A 21,994-nucleotide genomic window follows, 5' to 3' on the forward strand; every position below is an offset into this window, starting at 1 on the left:
ATGATTAGCCGGGAGCAGATGCTCTTTGATTTCTTTTCAACCTTGAGGTAAAGATGAAGATAAAAAAGATGTTGAAACAGATCAGGAATAATTATGTCATTGAACAGGTGAGAAAAATTAATATTCCAGAATTTGAACCGGATAAGACCATGCGGTATCATATTATTTTTTCGGGAAGAGTACAACGTGTTGGTTTTCGTCTGGAAATAGAGCAGCTGGCATTAAGATTAAAATTAACTGGATGGATAAAGAACCTTGAGAGCGGAAATGTAGAAATGGAAATTCAGGGAATGAAAAATAAAATAGACTACTTATTGGAGTTTATGAATTCGCTGAAACGTATTAAAATAAGCCAAATGCAAAAAGATATAAGAACTGTTTTAAACCAGGAAGAGGAGTTTAAAATAATTTAATAGTAGTTATTTATTATCTTGATAATTAAAACGGATAGTTTCCGTTGTCAAAGTATCTATCCTTAGGATTTTCATTCCATGGACGGATGCTTTTTTCTTTTGTTGCACTGTCAATTACAAAAGGATTACTTCATATGAATGAGAAGAGGATTATCAATAGGTGAAAAAGAACAGGAGCACCGCCACTAACATGAAGTCATTATGACTTTATGCAAGCGTGCGGCACTCCTGTTCTTTCTCTGATTGAGAAACGGTATAGAGCATACCAAGGATAGAGATAATGCCAAAAATAATACAAAGAATCCAGGCATAATTGTAGATTCCCGTGAAATCTTAGATGGAGGCTAATAATGGAGTGCCAATGGCAAGACCAAGTTGTCCAAACAGATTTATACTTTATTATTCCCGAATTAGCTGATGAACCGCTTCATGTATTTTTTTTGCTATGTAAGGATTGTTCATTGTATAAAGATGAATGCCATTGACGCCGTGCACAACAAGATCAACAATTTGATCAATTGCATAAGCAATGCCTGCATCACGCATTGCATCAGGATTATTTTCGTACCGGTTCATCATCGCGATGAATTTCGAGGGCAGTTCCACATGGCAGAGTGATACCATGCGTTCGATCTGCTTCTTATTGATTACCGGCATAATGCCTGCTTCAATCGGAACATGGATCCCCGCAAGGGAACAACGTTCCTGAAATCGATAAAGATAGTCATTATGAAAGAAAAGCTGTGTAATTAACTGATCCGCTCCAGAATCCACTTTTCTCTTTAAATTATCAATGTCTTCAATGAGATCCTTTGATTCCGTATGTCCTTCAGGATAGCAAGCCGCTGTTATGTCAAAATCTCCGTACTCCTTAATAAACGTAATCATATCGCTGGCATAGGAAAAGTCACCTCTGGGCTGATTGGGATCTAGAATATCTCCACGGAGTGCAAGGATATTTTCGATTCCGTTTTGCTTAAAATTCTCCAACTGAGAAAGTAAATCTTCTTTCGTAAGGCCGGCACAAGTTAAATGGGCTAAACTTTCAATATTGTATTGATTCTTAATTGTGGATGCAATTTCACAGGTCGTGTGACCGTTGCCATTGCCACCTGCTCCATAGGTTACGCTGATAAAGTCGGGATTCAGTTCATGCAAAGCATTAAGCGTATTGTAAATTGTCTGGATAGAATCGGTTCTTTTGGGTGGAAAGACCTCAAAAGATAACGTTGTCTTATTTTTTAAGATATTAGATAGTTTCATTTCTTAACCGCCTTGCTGCCTGAACCATGTTTTCAAGACTGGGTTTAGGCCCGGTCTCTGTCTTTGCAGCAAAGTACCTTCCATTTATTTTACAACAAATAATAACACAGGAATGAGGTCATTACGTAATACAAAATACTTATAGATACCTATAGAAAAAAGCTATGACAGATACTGCCATAATAAGACAAACTGGCCAGTAATGTTCCCAAAGAATACATTTATGGGCCTAATGGGTTGTCTCACGCTGTATATTTTTCTCAGACAGCTTTTTTATAGAGGTAGCATATTCCGAAGGAGTCATTCCGGTCAAATGCTTGAATTGTCTGGAAAAGTAGTGAACCGAGGTATAACCAAGCTGATTGGCGATCTGGGTAAAATTAAGCTGCCGGTTTCGGATGAGCTGCTTGGCCGCATCGATTTTCATGCTGTTAAAATATTCAATGACGCCAGTGTTCCCCTTTTCTGAGAAAAGCTTTTTTAACTGGGAAGTGCTGATTAAATTATCCCGGCTGATCTGATCAATGGTCAGCTGGCTGCAGATGTTCTTTTCGAAATAACAAAGGATGGTTTCATAGATGTCTTCTGCAGAAGGGGTGTCCTTAAGGAGGGCTGGAGCCTGTCTGGCTGAAAAGGAATGGCGGTACATTTGGATCAGGAACTGCTCCAGATAAATCTTTATCATCTGCTCTGCCGCAAAGGGCCCGTGGTCCTTTCGTACCAGCACTTCCTGATAGGGATCGTCAAGTCTTCCTTCAAAGCACAATCGTGCTTCCGCAATGATCCGCGCCAGAAGCTCCTGCTCTTCCTGCCCCACCTTTAAGATCTGCTCCTTAAAAAACGCCATATGAGGGGATTGGCAGTCAAACCCAATGACCACAAGGTTGGGAGCAATGATCCCATTGGCTAAAACCCTGTGGAATTCATTTGGCTGATGGAAAATAACCTCTCCTTTTTGAAGCGTAAGCCGTTCATGATCAGCTACCACATCCACTTCTCCCTTATCGACACAAAGCAGTTCCCAAAAGTTATGAGATTCCCCCGCAAACGTGAAGTCGCTCATATATTCAAAATAATGGATGCTGATGATCCGGTGTATGGTCACTTCTTCTGTTAATTCCGTATACTTATATTTCATACTTTTCCCCCTGGTTTCATAGACTAAATGCTTCTGCCTTTACAAATGCTATATTGTGCAAATAGTATATAATTTACCTGTATTTTAACTTCTTATTATGAAAAAAGCAAATGATAAAAATCTAAATTGTTAAAAATGATGACCTTTTGTACAAAGCATTTTGCCCAAAAGTATAATAATATAGATTCACCAAGAACATCTGACGGAAAAGTCAGATAACATAGGGAGGTAAAATTATGAAAAGACGTTTTATGGGTATTATGCTAAGTGCGGTCATGGCTGCCGGCCTTCTGGCAGGATGTGCAGGAGGGGCCACCACTGCTACCACAGCTGCTGCGGCTGGCGGAGCGGCCACGGATGCACCGAAGGAAACGGCTGCAGGCGGCGGAGAAGGGCTTATTTACTGGTCCATGTGGGAAGCAACAGAGCCTCAGGGCCAGGCAATCCAGATGGCAATTGACAAATTCACTGCAGATACAGGAGTGAAGGTAGATGTTCAGTTTAAGGGACGTACGGGAATCCGTGAAGGTCTGCAGCCGGCTTTGGATGCGGGAACTAACATTGACTTATTTGACGAGGATATTGACCGTGTAAATACCACATGGGGACAGTACTTAATGGATCTGGAGGATTTAGTAAAGACTTCCGGCTACGAAGCCAACGCTAATGCAGGTTTAATGAGTGCTTGCCGGGAAGTGGGAGATGGAACATTAAAATCCATTCCTTACCAGCCCAATGTATTTGCATTTTTCTATAATCAGACTATTTTCGATGAGGCGGGAATCAAGGAAGTGCCAAAGACCTGGGAAGAGCTTGATGCAGCTTGCCAGAAGATCAAGGATGCGGGCTATACTCCCATAACCTGTGATGACGCTTACATAACAGCCATGTTTGGCTATCATATGTCCAGACTTTTAGGCGAACCGGGAACAGAAGCTGTTGTAAAGGAAGGCAAGTGGGATGACCCGGCAGTCCTTAAAACAGCTCAGGCTTATGAAGTCTTTGCACAGAAAGGGTATTTTTCAGAAACCATTGCTTCCAACGTATGGCCTGCTGGACAGAACCAGGAACTTGCGCTTGGAACAGCAGCCATGTATTTAAACGGCTCCTGGCTTCCAAATGAAGTAAAGGATATGGCAGGAGAAGACTTTAAATGGGGCTGCTTCAGCTATCCGGCGGTGGAAGGCGGAAAAGATGGTACCAATGCGTCCAACTATGGCGCTCAGGTTCTGGCGATCAATAAGAATTCCCAAAATGGTGAAAATGCATTTAAGCTGATAGAATACATCACTCAGGGAGAATTTGACAAGAAAATGTCCGAACTGTCAATGGGTATTCCGGCAGATTCCAGAAATGCAGAGTGGCCGGCGCAGCTTGCCAGTGTGAAGCCGGTTATGGAGAGCTTAAGCGTACGTTATCCATGGGCAGCCGGAGCAGAAGCCAATGCAGACTTAACACCGATTATTAAGGAGAACTTTATGAAGCTTTGCGGAGGATCCATTACAGCGGATGGGTTCGTGGATGCTCTTAAAGCAGCAGGCAAATAATCCGGATCAATAGATTTTTATGGTGGCACCGCTTTGGCGGTGTCACCCTGTAATTAAGGAAAGCCGGGGGAGGTATTTAACGTGAAGAAGAATAAGACAATGATTGCCGTATTTCTAACACCGGCAGTATTAATGTTTGTCCTTGTATTCCTTTATCCCATTGTCAGGACAATTTTTATGAGTTTCTTTAAAATTGAAGGAATCACGGACTCTATGACCAAGTGGCAGTTTACCGGATTGGCCAATTACAGCAAACTTGCGTCGACCAGCTTATTCCGTATTTCCATGTGGAATCTGTTCCGCATCTGGTTAATAGGCGGACTGGTTGTTATGTCTCTCGCTCTTTTGTTTGCGGTGATCCTCACCAGCGGAATACGTTTTAAAAGCTTTTTCAGGGCAATGATCTATCTTCCCAACGTAGTCAGTGCAGTCGCTCTTGCGACCATGTGGCTTCAGTATGTATACAGCCCTAAATTCGGTCTCCTTAAAAATGTATTTTCCGCCATAGGGCTTAAATACTTATCCAAAGTCCAGTGGCTTGATAATGATCATAAATTCATGGCCCTTCTGGTTGCCTACTGTTTTGGAATGGTGGGATATCACATGCTGATATTTGCTAGCGGAATCGAGCGGATCGGAGAGGACTACTATGAGGCAGCCACTCTGGATGGAGCAAATAAGGTAAACCAGTTCCGCTATATTACCCTTCCCTTGTTAAAAGGGGTATTCAAAACAAATATTACCATGTGGAGCGTTACATCGGTGGGATTTTTCGTCTGGTCCCAGCTGTTTTCAACGGTTACGGCGGATACCCAGACCATTACTCCCATGGTTTATATGTACATGATGATTTTTGGTGCCGGCAACAGCATGACCGAACGGAATGCAGGCCTTGGTGCGGCAATCGGTGTCCTCTTAAGCATCTGTGTGGTTGCTGTATTCCTGCTATGCAACAAACTGATAAAAGAGGATGATCTGGAATTCTAAGGAGGGGAATCTATGGCTAAAAAGAAAGGGTTTATGGAGCCATTTAACTGGAAAAGAGAGCTGAAGCTTTTACCGGGATATCTGATCCTTAGTGTTTGGATATTATTTACCATTGTATTGCTGGGCTGGGTGGTAGCTGCCAGCTTTTCTACGACAAAGGCCATATTTTCAGGCCGTGTCCTGTCCCAGGGAATTCATTTTGAAAACTATGCAAAGGCCTGGACCAATTCCAATGTGTCCGCTATCTTCTTTAATTCCCTGATGTATTCCGTTATTTCATGTACGCTTCTTGTTTTGATCTGTGCGCCTGCCGCATACGTATTGTCCCGCTTTCGCTTTGCAGGGAATAAAATGATCCAGACCAGCCTTGTGTCTGCCATGGGAGTGCCTGTGGTCATGATCGTTCTTCCCTTGTTCAGCCTGATTGCCGGAATGAACGTATTAAATAACTACATGGCAAACAAAGCGGTGCTGATATTTCTTTATGTGGGGATCAACGTTCCTTATACTACAATTTTTCTGCTGACATTTTTTGCCAATATCTCCAGGGCATACGAGGAAGCGGCCGCTATTGACGGCTGTCCTCCCATGAGGGCGTTCTGGCTGATCATGTTTCCCATGGCTCAGTCCGGGATCATTACGGTTACAATATTCAATTTTATTAATATATGGAATGAGTATTTCATTTCCCTCATTTTCGCCAACTCCGACAGGGTACGGCCGGTTGCGGTGGGGCTATATTCCATGATCAATTCCATGAAATATACGGGAGACTGGTCAGGAATGTTTGCATCCGTTATCATCGTATTTCTTCCTACTTTTATCCTTTATATCTTTTTGTCGGAGAAAATCATTGCCGGAATTACTGGGGGCGGAGTCAAAGGCTAATGACTTTATTGGAAAAAATATAAAAAACCTCCTGCTATCCGTGGGACTGTAAGATAATTCTTTTAATGAAAGAATTATTTACCCAGCCCAGGAAAGGCAGGAGGTTTTTAAGTTGTTATTTATCTATGACCGGAATCGGAGTTTCGTCCCTTTCGTCTAAGTGGTTCAGATAGTACTTTGTATCTTTTGCCACAACACCCGATAGAAGCAGAACAGCCACAAGATTGGGAATCGCCATCAGTGCGTTTAGGATGTCTGAAATCGTCCACACCAGATCCAGAGACAGCACAGGGCCGACAACTACGATTGACACGAAGATGATTTTATAGGGCAGCATCCCCTTGGAGCCGAATAAGTACTCGCAGCATCGTTCCCCGTAATAAGACCAGCCAAGAATGGTGGAATAAGCAAAGGTAATGATGCCGACGACTAAGATCACCGGGCCAAGAACAGGAATCTGACTGAAAGCGGCAGTGGTCATCTGGCCGCCGTTTTGTATCATATCCATATTGATGTCCGGGTTCTTCATTATAGTTGAAACAAGAACCAGACCGGTCATAAGGCAGACGACAACCGTGTCCCAGAAGGTGCCGGTTGAGGAAACCAGCGCCTGACGCACTGGATTCCTTGTTTGTGCAGCCGAAGCTACTAACGGAGCGGAACCCATACCGGACTCATTGGAAAATAAGCCCCGGGCAATGCCGTACTGCATGGCAAGCATAATGCCCCGGCCAACCAGACCGCCTGCGACCGCTCCGGGCCGGAAGGCCAGGGTTACAATCACCTTCAGTGCAGGAATGATGAAGTCAGCGTTGATGCCAAGAATGATCAGACAGCCTGCCACATAGAAGGCCGCCATAAATGGTACAAGCTTTTCACATACTGTTGCGATGGACTTGATGCCGCCGATAATAACCACAGCGGTAATCACACCGAAGACAAGGCCGATTGCAATGCGCGGAATCGGCAGCGGTACATTGTTTTCAATAATCTCAGCGATAGCGTTGATCTGAGTCCCGCTTCCAATACCAAAGGAAGCAAACAAGGCGAACAGTGCAAAGAGTACGCCCAGCCACTTTAAGCCCAGTGCTCGCTCCAGTGCATACATGGCACCTCCCTGCATTCGTCCATCCTTCGTCTGCACACGATATTTAACTGCAATCAGGGATTCTGAATATTTGGTTGCAATGCCGAATACGCCGGTGAGCCAGCACCAGAGAACAGCACCTGGGCCGCCTAAGAACACTGCCGTACCCACGCCCACAATATTGCCGGTACCGATGGTGGAGGCAAGGGCAGTAGTCAGCGCCTGAAATTGGCTGACCTCTCCTGGTGAATCAGGGTCTTTTGTAACAGACAGCTTAATGGCTGTAAAGGTTTTACGCTGGATAAAGCCTGTGCGCACGGTCAAAAATAAGTGAGTGCCAAACAGAAGTACAATCATGGGTATCCCCCAAATTGCTGAGTCCAGCTTGTTGAAAAGTTCAGTAACTGCTTGCATTGTTATCTACTTCCCTTCCTTCGTATTTTTTGATAAAAAAAAGAGTGGGATATACTCCCACTCACAAAAAAACAGAGATCATGCGATATTCCAAAAAAAGGGAAACAATCGCCTCTGTCCTTTTGCCTGAGAGTTTCGCGCCTAAGCGCTTGCCCCTTCGGCCCCTGCATAGCTGCAGATGTCTCCAGAGTGCCATCCGTCCATGGTCTGCGCTGGGCGCATTCCACAGATTTCATTTGGCGAACATTTAAAGAATAGCGTCATTATACATTATGGATTAAATTTTTGCAAGAACTTTATCCATGGATGCATTGGAATAGAATTCCCTTGACAGCCGTTTTTAAATACGATAAAATATACATGCACTAGAAACAGCTTACAATTGAATAACAAATGAAAAGTACGTAATATCCCTTATTCAGAGTGATGGAGATACAAAGGATCTGTGAAGTCACGGCAACCCCGACCGGAAATGATGGCCTTGGCCAGAAATGAGCGGCTGGAAGGTGCCAACCTGAGCGAGAAATCGAGCAATAAGAGGATTTGATACATTGTTGAATCAAGTCCGCATTGCTGCGGACTTTTCTTTTTGTTATTCCCCCATGTGATATTAAGGAGGAAATGACAACATGGAAAAATTATTATTTACATCCGAATCCGTTACAGAAGGACATCCGGATAAAATGTGTGACCAAATCTCTGATGCGATTTTGGATGAGATGTTAAAGCAGGATCCTATGAGCCGTGTGGCTTGTGAAACCTGCTGTACCACAGGTCTTGTTATGGTTATGGGAGAAATAACGACCCATGCCTACGTAGACATTCAGAAGGTGGTACGGGAAACCGTAAGGGAAATCGGTTATGACCGTGCAAAATACGGATTTGACTGCGATACCTGCGGCGTGATCGTAGCTTTGGACGAGCAGTCTGCTGACATTGCCTTAGGCGTTGACCGGGCCCTGGAAGCAAAGGAACACAAGATGTCTGATGAAGAGATCGACGCTATTGGAGCAGGAGACCAGGGTATGATGTTTGGCTTTGCCAGCAATGAAACTGAGGAGTATATGCCATATCCCATCGCCCTTGCCCATAAACTGGCCCTTCGGCTTACAAAGGTACGCAAGGATGGAACCCTTACTTACCTTCGTCCCGACGGAAAGACCCAGGTAACTGTGGAATATGATGAGAACGGCAATCCTCTCCGCTTAGATGCAGTGGTTTTATCCACTCAGCATGATGAGAATGTGAGCCAGGAGCAGATTCACACGGATATTAAAAAGTATGTTTTTGATGAAGTTCTGCCTGCAGAGCTGGTGGATGAGAAGACCAATTTCTTCATTAATCCTACGGGACGCTTTGTAATCGGCGGACCTCACGGGGACAGCGGCCTGACCGGCCGTAAGATCATCGTAGATACCTACGGCGGTTATGCACGCCACGGCGGCGGAGCATTCTCCGGTAAGGACTGCACAAAGGTAGACCGTTCCGCTGCTTATGCGGCACGTTATGTTGCAAAGAACATCGTAGCAGCAGGACTGGCTGACAAGTGTGAGATCCAGCTTTCCTATGCCATCGGTGTGGCACATCCTACTTCCGTTATGGTAGATACTTTCGGAACCGGAAAATTAAGCAATGAAAAGCTTGTGGAGATCATCAGGGAAAACTTTGACCTGCGTCCTGCAGGAATCATCAAGATGCTGGATTTACGCCGCCCGATCTACAAACAGACGGCTGCTTACGGACATTTTGGTAGAAATGACTTAGACTTACCATGGGAGAAGCTTGATAAAGTTTCACTTCTTAAAAAATATTTATAATCTTCATGCATAAGAAAGATGCCGTAAAATCAGCTGGTCTACAGCTGCCTTGCGGCATCTTTTTTCTGTTGGTATATACAGTCAGACCAATTCTCAGGGCAATACGCTCACTGATTGGAGGGAATCTAAGGAAACAATGGGATAAGGGGTCTAGACTCTTTAGGGTTTGGCACTAAAACTAGCGCCAAATCCTAGTTTCTTCCTGTTGAATTCTTAAGTTGACATTGATTATAATAAGGCTAACGAAAGGAATTGATTGGCCAATCATACCTTACACGGATCATGCAGTAAATACTATATAATTAAGTGAGGGTATGTAATATGAAAGAGAAGGTACAAGTATTTGGCCGCTTTTTAAGCGGTATGGTAATGCCGAACATCGGTGCATTTATTGCATGGGGACTGATTACGGCATTGTTTATTCCGACCGGCTGGTATCCAAATGAAGCAATTGGTGCCCTGGTCTCCCCTATGGTTTCCATGCTGCTGCCGCTTCTTATTGCTTATACGGGCGGTTCAGCAGTCTACGGGCAACGGGGCGGCGTTATCGGAGCAATCACAGCTATGGGCGTGATTGTTGGTTCCAGTATTCCTATGTTTATGGGGGCGATGATCGTAGGACCTGTCAGTGCCTGGGTGATTAAACAGTTTGACCGGAAGATCGAGAGCAAGATCCCAGCCGGATTTGAGATGCTGGTAAATAACTTTTCCCTCGGGATCATCGGTGCCATCCTGACGGCAATCGCCTTAAAGGGAGTTGCTCCTTTTGTTGAGGTGATGAACCGGGTGATGGAGTCCGGAGTTGGTTTCTTTGTGGATCACAGGCTGCTTCCGCTGGCAAGCGTTTTTATTGAACCTGCCAAGATCCTGTTCCTTAACAATGCCATTAACCATGGAATCCTCTCTCCTATGGGAATACAGCAGGTAGAGGAAATCGGAAAGTCCATATTCTTCCTTCTTGAGGCAAATCCGGGGCCTGGACTTGGCGTTTTACTGGCTTACTGCCTTGCAGGAAAGGGATCAGCCAGAAGCTCTGCTCCCGGCGCAATTATCATTCACTTTTTAGGCGGAATCCACGAGATTTATTTCCCGTACATACTGATGAATCCCCTTTTACTTCTGGCGGTGGTATCAGGCGGAGCCAGCGGGATCTTCGTATTCCAGCTCCTAGGGGTTGGACTCACCTCACCCGCATCACCTGGAAGTATCCTTGCTGTTCTGGCAATGACACCAAGAGGAGGATACTTTGGAGTTTTAGCAGGTGTTACGGTGGCAGCTGTAGTTTCCTTCCTGGTCGCTCTTCCCTTACTGCGGTTTACAGGAAAAGGCGGGGATTTGGAAGAGTCAACGGAAAAAATGAAACAAATGAAGCAGGAGTCAAAGGGAAATCAGACCGCGGAAAAGAAAATTATACCGGCAGGAACCGTCAAAAAAATTGTGTTTGCCTGTGATGCAGGCATGGGCTCCAGCGCTATGGGCGCTACCATATTGAAGAAAAAGCTGGCGGCAGCAGGTTTCGGAGTTATTGAGGTAGTTCATTCACCCGTATCTTCCATTCCCAAAGATGCCCAGATTGTGGTGACTCATAAAGAACTGAAGGAGCGCGCATCCCGCAGCAATCCTGAGGCAGAACTGATTTTAATCACTAATTTTATGGCGGCACCGGAATATGATGAACTTGTGGAAACGTTAAAAAATAAACAAACAGATTTATAAGATGAAATAGACAGCCTTCCTGGTATCCGATTGTAAATCATGGTATAATGTACACGAAAGCAATGAGCAGTGCGAAATAAGACAGATATAAAATTTTGTTGTGCCTGCACATAAGAAATTTTATATCTGCTTTATTTCATAGGGCGAATGCCCGTGAGCTGGTAAAACCTGCGGTTTTACCAGCTGCACTGCGGACCTACGTTACAATACATCTTATGTATACGGATTCAAAAGGGGAATTATATAAATGAAGTTTGCGGGGAGAATACTGAAGTATTACAGCAGAGTAATTGCCGAGTGCATACCTTTGTTTGTGACAGCGGGGCTGCTGTCAGTCTTATCGGCAGTGATAATCCAGAATAGATACCTGCCTGAAATGTCCAATATTTTATCTTTTCTTGTAATTCCGGTATTTATGGGATACAAAGCAGGCACGATGTGCGGCGGGGATGTGGGCGGTTTAGCCGGCACCCTTGCCGCTTCTGCTGTTGTCATGACAGAACCTGCTTCTGCCATGATTTTATCAGCCATAGCAGGCAGCATAGCCGGTTTTTTATCCCGGAAGGGTCTGGACCGGATCAAGCACCGGATACCGGCCGGGTTTGAGATGCTCTTCAGCAACCTATATATATCGGGGCTTGGTTTGCTGGCAGGAGCGCTTATCCATTACATGCTGGTGCCGGTGGCCGCATGGCTGCTCACCTTTCTGGGAAATGGCTTATCACGAATGATTGCAAATGGAGTCATCCCTTTCATCAGCTTTGTGGTAGAACCATTAAAAATCATTTTCTTTAATAACTGGATCAATCACGGCTTTTTCCTCCCCCTGGGATTGGAGCAGATGAAAACACAGGGAAGTTCCATCTTATTTCTCTTAGAGACCAATCCGGGTCCGGGATTTGGAATTCTCCTTGCCTATACCCTGGTTTACCGGAATATGAGAAAGCAAATGCTTTCCAGCCTTATTATTCAGTCCCTGGGCGGCATCCATGAGGTTTACTTTCCTTATGTGCTGTCAGATATCCGGTTATTGGCTGCTGCCATAGCGGGCAGCATAGCGGGAAATTACTGTTTCATGGTAACCGGCAGCGGGCTTCTGGGACCGGCTTCTCCCGGTAGTATCATAACGATCATGATTATGGCAGACAAAAAACACTGGCTGGGAATCCTTACAGGGATTTTTGTTTCCGCCGGAGTGACTTGTCTCTTATCCTGCCTGATTATGTCACGAAAGAAACAAAAATTAGTTGCTGAAGAAGGAATACTACAGAAAGATGAAGGGATGCCAATGAAGAAAATGGAACATGCCAAAATCTATTTTGTCTGCGATGTTGGCATGGGCTCCAGTGCTATGGCCAGCGCGCTGTTTAAGAAAAGGCTGAAGTTGGTAGGATTAACAGGTATTGAGGTGTTTCATGTATCGGCTGACCGCATTCCGCCTGACGCGGATGTGATTGTATGTCAAAAGGATTTTGCCCGTTCCCTGTCAGGAATTGATAAACCATGCTTTACAGTCAATAATCTCACGGATATGTCTGGCTATCAGGAACTCCTGAACTGGTTAATGGGAGGTGGAGAAAATGGCAGCTCATGATTTTACACCCAGGATGCAGCAGGTCGTCCTGGCTCTTCTTAATGAGGACGGGCCTGTTCCTGTTAAGCAGCTTGCGGATCAGATCCATATCAGCAAAAGAACGGTGCAAAGGGAGCTGGAGTACATTCCCAGAGTATTAAAGAAATACGGGCTCGCCTTTTGCTCAAAAACGGGAACCGGTATTTGGCTGGAGGGAGATAAAGATCGGATGGAAGCCCTAAAGGCTGAACTGGAAGAGGATGATGCTCTTGATGTTTCTGACAGGATCGAACGCCAAAAGCGTCTGACCCTGGAGATTCTCAAGGATAAGACCTTAAAAAAACTGTATTACTACAGTGATTTATTTGGAGTCAGCGAAGCCACCGTCAGTTCGGATTTAGAGGTGGTAAAAGAGTGGTTTCACAAGTATCATCTGGAGATAAAGAGAAAACCTGGATATGGTGTTTTTATTGAGGGCAGCGAACGGGATTTCCGCCGTGCCCTGCGTGTGTTTATTGATGAGAATATCCATACAGAGATCATACAGGAGATGTATGAAGACAGGAACCAGTCCGTATTAAACGTGATTCAGAATAAAAGTGAGCGTAATATCTACCGGATCTTAGATGACGATATTGTAAAAAGAGTGACGGCATGCATCTTAAGAATCCGGGATAAACGCATTCTCAATTTAACCCAGGATTCCTACCTTGGACTGGTGATCCATGTAGCAATTGCTGTGAACCGAATCCGAAGGCAGGAGATCATTGAGGAAAACCCCCTCATGACGGATCGCTTGCAAAATGATCAGGATTATGATCTGGCAAAGAGAATCACCAAATCCCTGGAAGCTGAATTTCAGATTCAGATCCCGGAAATTGAGTGTGCTTATATTTGTCTGCATATTAAAGGCTCCAAAATCCAGCAGCTGAATATTGATGAAAAGTCAAGAAGTGAAATAGAGGAATCCAGGGAACTGTGGGATGTGGTCAATGAGATGATCGACTGCTATGACGACAGCATTGCCTATCTGCTAAAGCAGGATGAGGAATTTGTAATCCAGGGCTTGATTGCCCATCTTAAACCGACTCTGGTCCGCCTAACCAATGGTATGAAGATCCAAAATCCTTTGCTGGAGCAGATTAAGCAGGATTATCCGGTCATATTTGAACGGTGCAGAACCGTTGCAAAGGTGATCGAAGGGCGGTATGGATATGAAGTGCCGGAATCAGAGATCGGGTTTCTTGCCATTCATTTTGGTGCGGCAGAGGTTCGGATGGAAAGCAGGAAGGAAAGCCGGAGAAAGGTGAATATAGGAATCGTTTGTGCCAGCGGGATCGGAATCTCACGGCTTATGTCTTCCAAGGTTGCCAGGGATTTTGCAGACAGGGTGGAGTTATCGGTCTATGGAATGACGGATCTGTCTCCTTACGTGCTGAGCAAGACGGATTTCTTTGTATCCACCATACCCATTAAAGAAGAGGCGGATATCCTGTATGTAAGCCCCCTGCTTCCTGCTGAGGATATGGAGCAGATCGCAGGAAAGGTCCGCCGGTGTGAGTTTATGCCTAAAAAGCAGGATAACAAGGAGTTTACCATTCAATTAGACCAGGTAAATTTTATTGCCGTTCAGATAAAAAATGTCATTAGGCTCATGGAATACCAGAGGGTAAATAATGGGATCACCTTTGAGGAGCTGCTGATTGCTGTCAGCGAGAAGCTGGCTGCCTATCCGGAACGGCAGAGTATCATTCAAGAGGATTTAATGAGGAGAGAACGGCTGTGCAGCCAGATATTTCCCGACTTAAGCTTTGCCCTGCTTCATGCCAGGACGGAAGGAGTGGTGAAGCCGGTGTTTTCAGTGTGCCAGACAAAGGATGGTGAGCCTTTCAGCGACCCTTATTTTAAGGGGGTATGTGTTGTATTGATCATGCTGGTGCCAAAGGATGATCATGAGGTAGAAAACAGCGATATCCTGGGTGTGTTAAGCGAGCGGCTGATTGAGGAGGAAGAGTTTCTTGAAGCGGTGAGACATGAGGGAAAAGAGGAGATCAGAGCCTTGGTTTCCCGGTATTTAAACCAATATTTCAAACAATATCTGGATAAGATATAAGATAAACGCAAGGTGATAGCCGGGCCCGATAGGGTCCGGCTTTTTCTGTTGATTTCAGATTTGGCGTTATCAGATGGCGCCAAATGCCATTTTGTTTTCATTGAAAAGGAGGAGATGACACCCCTATAATTTAGTTAGAAAGTTAACACAGGAGGGCATGAAACGTGTTTGGCTACGGGAAAAAAAATGTAGAGAAGAGTGCAGAGCTTCTGGAACTTGGGAATATCCGTTTGAATTGCAGACCCGGGGAAAAGGAGGCGGTAATAAGGGAGGTAGGGCAGCTGCTTTATCAGTGCGGCTGTGTAGAAGAATCCTACATAGAAGCCATGCTTCAGCGTGAACTGACGTTTTCCACAAATATCGGCAATGGAATTGCACTTCCCCATGGCGTAGAGGCAGCTAAAAAATCGGTTAAGCGCTCCGGCATTGCAGTTATGGTATTCCCTGAGGGAACAGACTGGGGAGGAGAAATGGTAAAACTGGTCATAGGGATTGCAGGGGCAGGAGAGGAGCATTTGGAAATACTCTCAATCATCGCAGACTGCCTGGCTGATCCGGCCGATGTGGAACGGATCACCAGATGCAGTGCAGAAGAAATCCTTACCATGTTTACAGGAAAGAGGTGTCCGCAATGATCGTTACAGTCACGATGAATCCGGCCATTGATAAAACCGTAGATATTGACCGGTTTGAACGGGGAGATTTAAACAGAATAAAACGTGTGGAGTCAGATGCCGGTGGCAAGGGCATCAATGTTTCCAAGACCATTAAGGAATTGGGCGGAGAAAGCATTGCCATGGGGTTTTTAGGAGGAACCAGCGGCACCATCATTAAACATGTGCTGGCAGACCAGGGCATTCAGACAGATTTCGTGGAAGTAAAAGGGGAGACGAGAACGAATCTGAAGGTGGTGGAGGAAAATGGAGAAGTAACAGAGCTAAATGAACCCGGGCCTGAAGTGTCAAAAGAGCAGTTGGAGGATCTTCTGAAAAGGCTGAATGGTTATGCAGCCCCTGATACGTTGTTTGTACTGGCTGGAAGCATACCGGCAGGTATACCAACGGATATATACCGGAGGATCACGGAAGAGGTTCACCGGAAAGGGGCAAAGGTCTTGCTGGATGCAGACGGCCCGCTGTTTGCCGAGTCATTGAAGGCAGCACCGGATATGCTGAAGCCTAACCGTTCAGAGCTGGAGCGTTATTACCAGATGGATTACCGTGCATCGGAACAGGAGCTGGTTTCCATGGGAGAAAAGCTGCTGGACCATGGAACCGGTATGGTTGCGATTTCCCTTGGCCAGATGGGAGCTTTATTTTTAACTGGGGATAAACGGTACCGGTGCCCCGGGCTTCGCGTGAAAGCCCATTCTACCGTGGGAGCCGGAGATGCACTGGTAGGGGCCATGGCTTACGCCTGGAATGAGAAGCTTCCCCTTGAAATATGCATCAGATTATGCATGGGAGCTTCGGCAGGTGCGGTTACCAGTATAGGAACCAAGCCGCCTCAGCGCCGTCTGGTAGATGAACTGATGCAGCAGGCAGAATTACTGGAAATCCGGAAGTAAATTGATAAATAAGGTTGGAGGATAGAAATATGAAAACAAAAGCGGTAAGAATGTATGGCACAGATGATTTAAGGTTAGAAGAGTTTGAACTTCCGCAGATTGCTGAAAATGAGATTCTTGTTAAAGTCATGAGTGACAGCATCTGCATGTCCACTTATAAACTGGTAAAACAGGGGAAAAAGCATAAAAGGGCTCCTCAGAATATAGATACCAATCCGGTGATCGTTGGCCATGAGTGCTCAGGGCTGATTGTAGAAGTGGGAAAGAAGTGGCAGGATCAGTTTCGGCCGGGACAAAAATTTTCACTGCAGCCTGCTTTAAATTACATGGGAAAACTGGATTCGCCGGGATATTCTTATGAATTCTGCGGAGGCGCCTGCACATACTGCATCATGCCAAATGAAGTTATGGAACTGGGGTGCCTGCTGGACTACACGGGAGATAGTTTTTTTGAGGCATCTCTGGGGGAACCAATGAGCTGTATCATAGGCGGATTTCATGCCAACTATCATACCAACAAACGGAATTATGATCATGCCATGGGGACAAAAGTGGATGGAAGCATCCTGATCATGGGAGGCTGCGGACCTATGGGGCTGGGAGCGGTCAGCTATGGCCTTCAATTTGAAAATAAGCCGAAGAGGATAGTCGTTACGGATATCAGCGATGAGCGGATCGCCCGGGCCAGGGAAGTGATTTCAGAAGAATCCGCAAAGGAGAGAGGGATCGAACTGCTTTATGTAAATACCGATAAGATGGAGGATCCCATTTCTGATTTATTGGCTATTACAGGCGGCCAGGGCTACGATGATGTGTTTGTATATGTTCCAGTGAAAGAGGTTGCAGAGATGGGAGATAAGCTTCTGGCCTTCGACGGTTGTATGAACTTCTTTGCCGGTCCATCAGACAGCCAGTTTAAGGCGGAGATCAATCTTTATAATTGCCACTATACAAGTACTCATATCATGGGAACCACCGGCGGTAATACGGATGATCTGATCGAGGCCAATAAGCTCTCGGCAGAAGGAGCCATAGAAGCGGCAGTTATGGTCACTCATGTGGGTGGGATTGACAGCATTGCAGAAGCAACGAAAAATCTGCCTTCCATTCCTGGCGGAAAGAAGCTTGCCTACACACAATTTGATATGCCTTTGACAGCCATTGAAGACTTTGAAGAGCTGGGCAGCACCGATCCACTGTTTAAGAAACTGAACGATTCCTGTAAGGCGCACAAGGGATTGTGGAATGGGGAAGCAGAAAAGATACTATTTGATCATTTTGGAATAGATCAAAAGGAATTGTAAAATATAAATAAAGAAAAAAATTTATGTATGCTGTATTCTGCCATTTATAGGAAGGATACAGCATTTTTAATCAGCTGTGCGGAAATGACAGGATATTTCCCATGGTTAATCGCCCGGATGTCTTTGTTTCCTGGTAAATTTCGGGAATTATGCAATAATGCCGTAAATTTTAGAATTGTTTTATAAATTCTCTTGTCCATGTGTGTTATAATACCCTAAGAAATATTAATTTTTCGTTATAAATAAAGTTTCAGAGCATGGGAGAGACGAGAATAGTGAAATTAAGATTGAGAACCCGTCTTGTTGTAGCATTTTTGATTATAACAGTGATTCCCCTGATCCTGATCTTTGCGGTGGTGGCAGGGCTTGGCAATTACCAGATGAAGGCGTTCCGCAAAGCCTATGATTTAACGGAGCAGATCGATCTTCTGTCAAGCAATTCCCTGCAGTTATTTAACCGCCTGACCCGGTCGGAACAAAGGGAAATCGGCCAGATCTTACAAAGTGATCCAGGGCAGTTTCAGGATTCGGATTTTTTGGAAAAGATTAATGAGAACCTGGCAACAAAGTATGCCTATATGATCGTCCGAAAGGGAGATTCCCTGATTTTTGACGGAAACAGCCATATCACCCAGGGCCTATATGACCAGCTTCCTAAATATGAGGAAATAGACAGTAACGTTGATGGTGCCATATATCTGGATGGGGAGACACAGCATCTGGTAAAGCAGATGGATTTTATGTATCCTGATGGGAACAAGGGGAGCGTATTCATTGTTTCCAATGTGAATGGTCTTCTTCCTGAGATCAAGGTCATGATGGCGGAGATGCTGACGGCCATCATAATGATCATCGTGTTTACTGATGCGATCCTTATGATGTGGGTATACCGGTCTGTGGTAAGTCCTCTGGGGCGGCTTCAAACAGCCACCAAGAATATACGGGATGGAAATCTGGATTTCTCCCTTGAGGTGGAGAATGATGATGAGATCGGACAGCTTTGCCAGGATTTTGAAGAGATGAGGATCCGCCTTAAGGAGTCCGCAGAAGAAAAGGTGGAGTATGATAAGGAAAACAAGGAGCTGATCAGCAATATTTCCCATGATCTAAAGACTCCCATAACTGCCATTAAGGGTTATGTGGAGGGAATCATGGATGGAGTTGCTTCCTCTCCGGAAAAACTGGACCGTTATATCCGAACCATCTACAACAAGGCCAATGACATGGATAAGCTGATTGATGAATTGACCTTTTATTCAAAAATTGACACAAATAAAATCCCTTATACCTTTTCCAAGATTAACGTGGCCGGCTATTTCAGAGACTGCGTCGATGAAGTGGGACTTGAGATGGAAGACCGCAGCATTGAGCTGGGATATTTTAATTATGTGGATGAGGATGTGATGGTCATCGCAGACGCAGAGCAGCTGCGCCGGGTCATTAATAATATTGTCAGCAATTCTGTAAAATATATGGATAAGAGGAGCGGGATCATCAACATCCGGATTAAGGATGTGGGAGACTTTATCCAGGTGGAAATTGAGGACAACGGAAAAGGGATTCCGGCAAAGGATCTGCCCAGTATTTTTGACCGGTTTTACCGCACGGATTCCTCCAGGAATTCCTCTCAGGGCGGGAGCGGAATCGGTCTGTCCATTGTTAAAAAGATTATTGAGGATCATGGAGGCCGGATCTGGGCTACCAGTAAGGAAGGCATTGGAACAGAGATACATTTTGTTTTGAGAAAATACCAGGAGGTCATACAGGAATGAGCAGAATTCTGATAGTAGAAGATGAAGAAAGCATTGCAGAGCTGGAGAAAGATTATCTTGAGCTGAGCGGATTTGAGGTTGAGATTGAGAATAACGGAGAAGCAGGACTTCATAAGGCCCTTCATGAGGACTTTGATCTGTTGATCCTGGATCTGATGCTGCCGGGAGTGGATGGTTTTGAAATATGCAGGAAGGTCAGGGAAGTAAAAAACACCCCGATCATCATGGTTTCCGCTAAAAAAGAGGACATTGATAAGATCCGGGGCTTAGGGCTGGGAGCCGATGATTACATCACAAAACCTTTTAGCCCAAGCGAGATGGTTGCCCGTGTAAAAGCCCATCTGGCCCGTTATGAAAGGCTGATCGGAAGCGGTGTACCGGACAATGAAATCGTTGAGATCCGAGGTCTTAAAGTCGATAAGACAGCCAGACGGGTATGGATCAATGGAGAGGAAAAGAATTTTACCACAAAGGAATTTGACTTACTAACCTTCCTTGCCCAGAATCCAAACCATGTATTTACGAAAGAAGAGTTATTTAATAAAATATGGGATATGGAATCCATCGGTGATATCGCTACAGTTACCGTCCATATCAAAAAGATCAGGGAAAAAATCGAATTCAATACGGCTAAGCCTCAGTACATCGAGACGATCTGGGGAGTCGGTTACCGGTTTAAGGTATAAAAATGAAGGAAAAATTATACGAGATACCGTTAAATGATGCCATGGATGCAGATGACGAGTGCCTATTCTGCTTTCTTGAGAGAAAAGCAGAACAGGAGCTTATGGATTTTGTATTAGGTTCCTGCGCTTCCTATATGGAAAGCGATACGAGAGAGGCCACGGACCGGTCAGGCTTTTGCCGGATCCATCAAAAGAAAATGTTTGATTACGGAAACGCCCTGGGTAATGGCTGGATCTTAAAAACCTATTATAAGAAACTGATAAAGGAAATGAAGGAAGAATTTAAGGAGTTTTCTCCCGGAAAAACCTCCTTAAAGGACCGCCTTACAGGAAAGACAGGAAATGGCAATTCCATCAGTGCCTGGATCGAGGGGAAGGAAAAGACCTGCTATATCTGCGACCGGTTTTCTGAAAGCTATGAGCGGTATGTGGCAACCTTTTTCCACCTGTATAAAAAGGATTTTGTTTTTCGGGAAAAGCTTGAAAAAAGCAAGGGATTCTGCCTCCACCACTTCGCAGATCTGTGCAGCGGAGCGGATAAATATTTAAGCGACAAGGAGCGGAAGGAATTTTATCCTGTCATTTTTCAGATCATGGAACAAAATATGGAGCGGATATCCGGCGATGTCGACTGGTTCATTGAGAAATTTGATTATTTAAACAAGGATGCAGATTGGAAGCAGTCAAAGGACGCCGTTCAGCGGGGGATGCAGAAGCTGCGGGGCGGATACCCGGCAGATCCTGCCTATAAGCAGCGGTAAGCTTACCGGCTAAGCCGCTTAAACTGTCCGGGTGTATAGCCTGTTGTCTGGCGGAAGGTGCGGATGAAGTTGGAATAATCGTGAAAGCCTGATAAATGGCAGGCTTCTAAAACCGTATGTCCATGGGAAAGCAGCTCCTTTGCAAGAGCCACCCGTTTCACCACGATATACTGGAATATGCTGCTTTCTGTTTCAGATTTAAATAAGTGGCTGATATAATATTTATCAAGGGAAAGAGCCTGGGAGATAGAATCCAGGGTCATGGGTGTTGTTAAGTTTTTATCAACGTAACTCATGATTGCCTGGGCCCTATGGGGTTTAGGTGCTGTTCCTCCGGGGCTCGTCTTTTGCCAGGCCCTGTTAATAAGAATAAGAATCTGGAGCAATGTTGTCATTGCTGTTAAGTCGCTGCCGTAGGAGCAGCGATTTTTTTTTGCTTCATGAAGACACTGGGCCATGGAAACCAGGCTCTCGTATTCCTCTTTTGAAAGCAGGACCAGGTTGCCGATGGCAGGTTCCCGGTGGAAACATTCTAACAGGTTGGTGTCAGGGGTACAGTAAGGGCGGATAAAGGCGGGGTTTACATGAATGACCAGGCGGGTGAAGGCTTCGCTTGTGGTGTTGATGGCCTTGTGGATCTCCCGGTTGGAAAACAGGATTAAATTTCCCGGGTTCATATCATAGCATGCATTTTCCACAAAATACTGGATATGGCCGTCCATGAGCAGATAGATTTCATGGCTGTTGTGCATGTGAAAATCCACATTTCCGGCAATCTGGCTGGTGGTAAAATCACAGCTGAAAGGCTCGGTAAATTGACTGTAATGGTAAAGGCTCTCCTTTTTCATGGTTTCCTCCTGAAATAGACAATTTATGCATGCTTCTAGTCAATCTACGCAAACAAATTGCGTCAAGAACAGTATATAATAAATCTATCATAGAATGAGG

At 45.0% G+C, this 21,994-nt stretch carries 18 protein-coding genes and 2 riboswitches; of the genes, 14 read left to right on the forward strand and 4 right to left on the reverse strand.

Annotated elements, in window-relative coordinates; all coding sequences use genetic code 11:
• Positions 1–53 precede the first annotated feature (53 nt).
• On the forward strand, positions 54–413 hold the full coding sequence (locus tag H171_RS21595) for an acylphosphatase (protein WP_100306964.1): 360 nt from the start codon (positions 54–56) through the stop codon (positions 411–413).
• A 399-nt stretch (positions 414–812) separates the two neighbouring features.
• Here H171_RS21595 and metF read toward each other — a convergent pair whose 3' ends face one another.
• Together metF and H171_RS21605 are read right to left on the reverse strand one after the other, a co-directional pair.
• Positions 813–1,676 carry a methylenetetrahydrofolate reductase [NAD(P)H] gene (gene metF, locus H171_RS21600; RefSeq protein ID WP_100306965.1) on the reverse strand — a complete coding sequence of 288 codons (864 nt, stop codon included), beginning with the start codon at positions 1,674–1,676 and terminating at the stop codon, positions 813–815.
• Between the two features lie 229 nt (positions 1,677–1,905).
• Entirely contained in the window at positions 1,906–2,814 is a 909-nt protein-coding gene (locus tag H171_RS21605; RefSeq protein ID WP_100306966.1) for an AraC family transcriptional regulator, read from the reverse strand.
• 236 nt (positions 2,815–3,050) lie between these two features.
• On the opposite strand from H171_RS21605, the gene H171_RS21610 reads away from it, so the two are divergent.
• The 3 genes from H171_RS21610 to H171_RS21620 all read left to right on the forward strand — a co-directional run bounded on the left by H171_RS21610 (position 3,051) and on the right by H171_RS21620 (position 6,236).
• The gene (locus H171_RS21610) at positions 3,051–4,361 is read left to right on the forward strand and encodes an ABC transporter substrate-binding protein (RefSeq protein WP_100306967.1); all 1,311 of its coding nucleotides are present in this window, start codon (positions 3,051–3,053) and stop codon (positions 4,359–4,361) included.
• 81 nt (positions 4,362–4,442) lie between these two features.
• The gene (locus H171_RS21615) at positions 4,443–5,348 is read left to right on the forward strand and encodes a carbohydrate ABC transporter permease (protein WP_100306968.1); all 906 of its coding nucleotides are present in this window, start codon (positions 4,443–4,445) and stop codon (positions 5,346–5,348) included.
• 12 nt (positions 5,349–5,360) lie between these two features.
• Positions 5,361–6,236: a carbohydrate ABC transporter permease gene (locus H171_RS21620; protein ID WP_100306969.1), complete on the forward strand. Its 876-nt coding sequence runs from the start codon at positions 5,361–5,363 to the stop codon at positions 6,234–6,236.
• A gap of 115 nt (positions 6,237–6,351) precedes the next feature.
• Here H171_RS21620 and H171_RS21625 read toward each other — a convergent pair whose 3' ends face one another.
• A complete protein-coding gene (locus tag H171_RS21625) occupies positions 6,352–7,737 on the reverse strand; it encodes an alanine/glycine:cation symporter family protein (RefSeq protein ID WP_100306970.1) in 1,386 nt (461 codons plus the stop codon).
• Between the two features lie 105 nt (positions 7,738–7,842).
• A riboswitch (glycine riboswitch) is annotated at positions 7,843–7,935 on the reverse strand.
• A gap of 213 nt (positions 7,936–8,148) precedes the next feature.
• Positions 8,149–8,277, forward strand: a riboswitch (SAM riboswitch).
• An 89-nt stretch (positions 8,278–8,366) separates the two neighbouring features.
• On the opposite strand from H171_RS21625, the gene metK reads away from it, so the two are divergent.
• The 10 genes from metK to H171_RS21675 all read left to right on the forward strand — a co-directional run bounded on the left by metK (position 8,367) and on the right by H171_RS21675 (position 21,046).
• Positions 8,367–9,554: a methionine adenosyltransferase gene (gene metK, locus H171_RS21630; RefSeq protein WP_100306971.1), complete on the forward strand. Its 1,188-nt coding sequence runs from the start codon at positions 8,367–8,369 to the stop codon at positions 9,552–9,554.
• Between the two features lie 321 nt (positions 9,555–9,875).
• A complete protein-coding gene (locus H171_RS21635; protein WP_100306972.1) occupies positions 9,876–11,270 on the forward strand; it encodes a PTS mannitol transporter subunit IICB in 1,395 nt (464 codons plus the stop codon).
• A gap of 247 nt (positions 11,271–11,517) precedes the next feature.
• The gene (locus H171_RS21640) at positions 11,518–12,864 is read left to right on the forward strand and encodes a PTS mannitol transporter subunit IICB (protein WP_100306973.1); all 1,347 of its coding nucleotides are present in this window, start codon (positions 11,518–11,520) and stop codon (positions 12,862–12,864) included.
• On the forward strand, positions 12,851–14,956 hold the full coding sequence (locus H171_RS21645) for a BglG family transcription antiterminator (RefSeq protein WP_100306974.1): 2,106 nt from the start codon (positions 12,851–12,853) through the stop codon (positions 14,954–14,956). The genes H171_RS21640 and H171_RS21645 overlap by 14 nt, the downstream gene beginning before the upstream one ends.
• Before the next feature lie 164 nt (positions 14,957–15,120).
• Entirely contained in the window at positions 15,121–15,591 is a 471-nt protein-coding gene (locus tag H171_RS21650) for a PTS sugar transporter subunit IIA (protein WP_100306975.1), read from the forward strand.
• Positions 15,588–16,523: a 1-phosphofructokinase gene (gene pfkB, locus H171_RS21655; RefSeq protein ID WP_100306976.1), complete on the forward strand. Its 936-nt coding sequence runs from the start codon at positions 15,588–15,590 to the stop codon at positions 16,521–16,523. The genes H171_RS21650 and pfkB overlap by 4 nt, the downstream gene beginning before the upstream one ends.
• Before the next feature lie 29 nt (positions 16,524–16,552).
• Positions 16,553–17,827, forward strand: a complete 1,275-nt coding sequence (locus H171_RS21660) for a zinc-binding dehydrogenase (protein ID WP_100306977.1) — start codon at positions 16,553–16,555, stop codon at positions 17,825–17,827.
• A gap of 257 nt (positions 17,828–18,084) precedes the next feature.
• A complete protein-coding gene (locus H171_RS21665) occupies positions 18,085–19,599 on the forward strand; it encodes a sensor histidine kinase (protein ID WP_186802675.1) in 1,515 nt (504 codons plus the stop codon).
• Positions 19,596–20,285 (forward strand): response regulator transcription factor, encoded by a 690-nt coding sequence (locus H171_RS21670; RefSeq protein ID WP_025230235.1) that lies wholly within the window; start codon positions 19,596–19,598, stop codon positions 20,283–20,285. Before H171_RS21665 ends, H171_RS21670 begins: the two co-directional genes overlap by 4 nt.
• Positions 20,286–20,287: 2 nt before the next feature.
• Complete coding sequence (locus tag H171_RS21675) at positions 20,288–21,046, forward strand: DUF6062 family protein (RefSeq protein ID WP_100306979.1); 759 nt, start codon at positions 20,288–20,290, stop codon at positions 21,044–21,046.
• Between the two features lie 2 nt (positions 21,047–21,048).
• Here the strand turns inward: H171_RS21675 and H171_RS21680 are convergent, their stop codons facing one another.
• The gene (locus H171_RS21680) at positions 21,049–21,894 is read right to left on the reverse strand and encodes an AraC family transcriptional regulator (RefSeq protein WP_100306980.1); all 846 of its coding nucleotides are present in this window, start codon (positions 21,892–21,894) and stop codon (positions 21,049–21,051) included.
• Positions 21,895–21,994: the final 100 nt, after the last annotated feature.

The sequence above is a fragment of the [Clostridium] celerecrescens 18A genome, assembly GCF_002797975.1.
Lineage (GTDB): Bacteria > Bacillota > Clostridia > Lachnospirales > Lachnospiraceae > Lacrimispora > Lacrimispora celerecrescens.

What these genes read in the sequence shown, in the direction of transcription:
- H171_RS21595 (WP_100306964.1), top strand. Translation starts at nt 54, where the DNA reads ATGAAGATAAAAAAGATGTTGAAACAGATCAGGAATAATTATGTCATT.
- H171_RS21635 (WP_100306972.1), top strand. Translation starts at nt 9,876, where the DNA reads ATGAAAGAGAAGGTACAAGTATTTGGCCGCTTTTTAAGCGGTATGGTA.
- H171_RS21610 (WP_100306967.1), top strand. Translation starts at nt 3,051, where the DNA reads ATGAAAAGACGTTTTATGGGTATTATGCTAAGTGCGGTCATGGCTGCC.
- H171_RS21645 (WP_100306974.1), top strand. Translation starts at nt 12,851, where the DNA reads ATGGCAGCTCATGATTTTACACCCAGGATGCAGCAGGTCGTCCTGGCT.
- metK (WP_100306971.1), top strand. Translation starts at nt 8,367, where the DNA reads ATGGAAAAATTATTATTTACATCCGAATCCGTTACAGAAGGACATCCG.
- H171_RS21660 (WP_100306977.1), top strand. Translation starts at nt 16,553, where the DNA reads ATGAAAACAAAAGCGGTAAGAATGTATGGCACAGATGATTTAAGGTTA.
- H171_RS21670 (WP_025230235.1), top strand. Translation starts at nt 19,596, where the DNA reads ATGAGCAGAATTCTGATAGTAGAAGATGAAGAAAGCATTGCAGAGCTG.
- H171_RS21675 (WP_100306979.1), top strand. Translation starts at nt 20,288, where the DNA reads ATGAAGGAAAAATTATACGAGATACCGTTAAATGATGCCATGGATGCA.
- H171_RS21605 (WP_100306966.1), bottom strand. Translation starts at nt 2,814, where the DNA reads ATGAAATATAAGTATACGGAATTAACAGAAGAAGTGACCATACACCGG.
- metF (WP_100306965.1), bottom strand. Translation starts at nt 1,676, where the DNA reads ATGAAACTATCTAATATCTTAAAAAATAAGACAACGTTATCTTTTGAG.
- H171_RS21620 (WP_100306969.1), top strand. Translation starts at nt 5,361, where the DNA reads ATGGCTAAAAAGAAAGGGTTTATGGAGCCATTTAACTGGAAAAGAGAG.
- pfkB (WP_100306976.1), top strand. Translation starts at nt 15,588, where the DNA reads ATGATCGTTACAGTCACGATGAATCCGGCCATTGATAAAACCGTAGAT.
- H171_RS21625 (WP_100306970.1), bottom strand. Translation starts at nt 7,737, where the DNA reads ATGCAAGCAGTTACTGAACTTTTCAACAAGCTGGACTCAGCAATTTGG.
- H171_RS21680 (WP_100306980.1), bottom strand. Translation starts at nt 21,894, where the DNA reads ATGAAAAAGGAGAGCCTTTACCATTACAGTCAATTTACCGAGCCTTTC.
- H171_RS21640 (WP_100306973.1), top strand. Translation starts at nt 11,518, where the DNA reads ATGAAGTTTGCGGGGAGAATACTGAAGTATTACAGCAGAGTAATTGCC.
- H171_RS21665 (WP_186802675.1), top strand. Translation starts at nt 18,085, where the DNA reads ATGGGAGAGACGAGAATAGTGAAATTAAGATTGAGAACCCGTCTTGTT.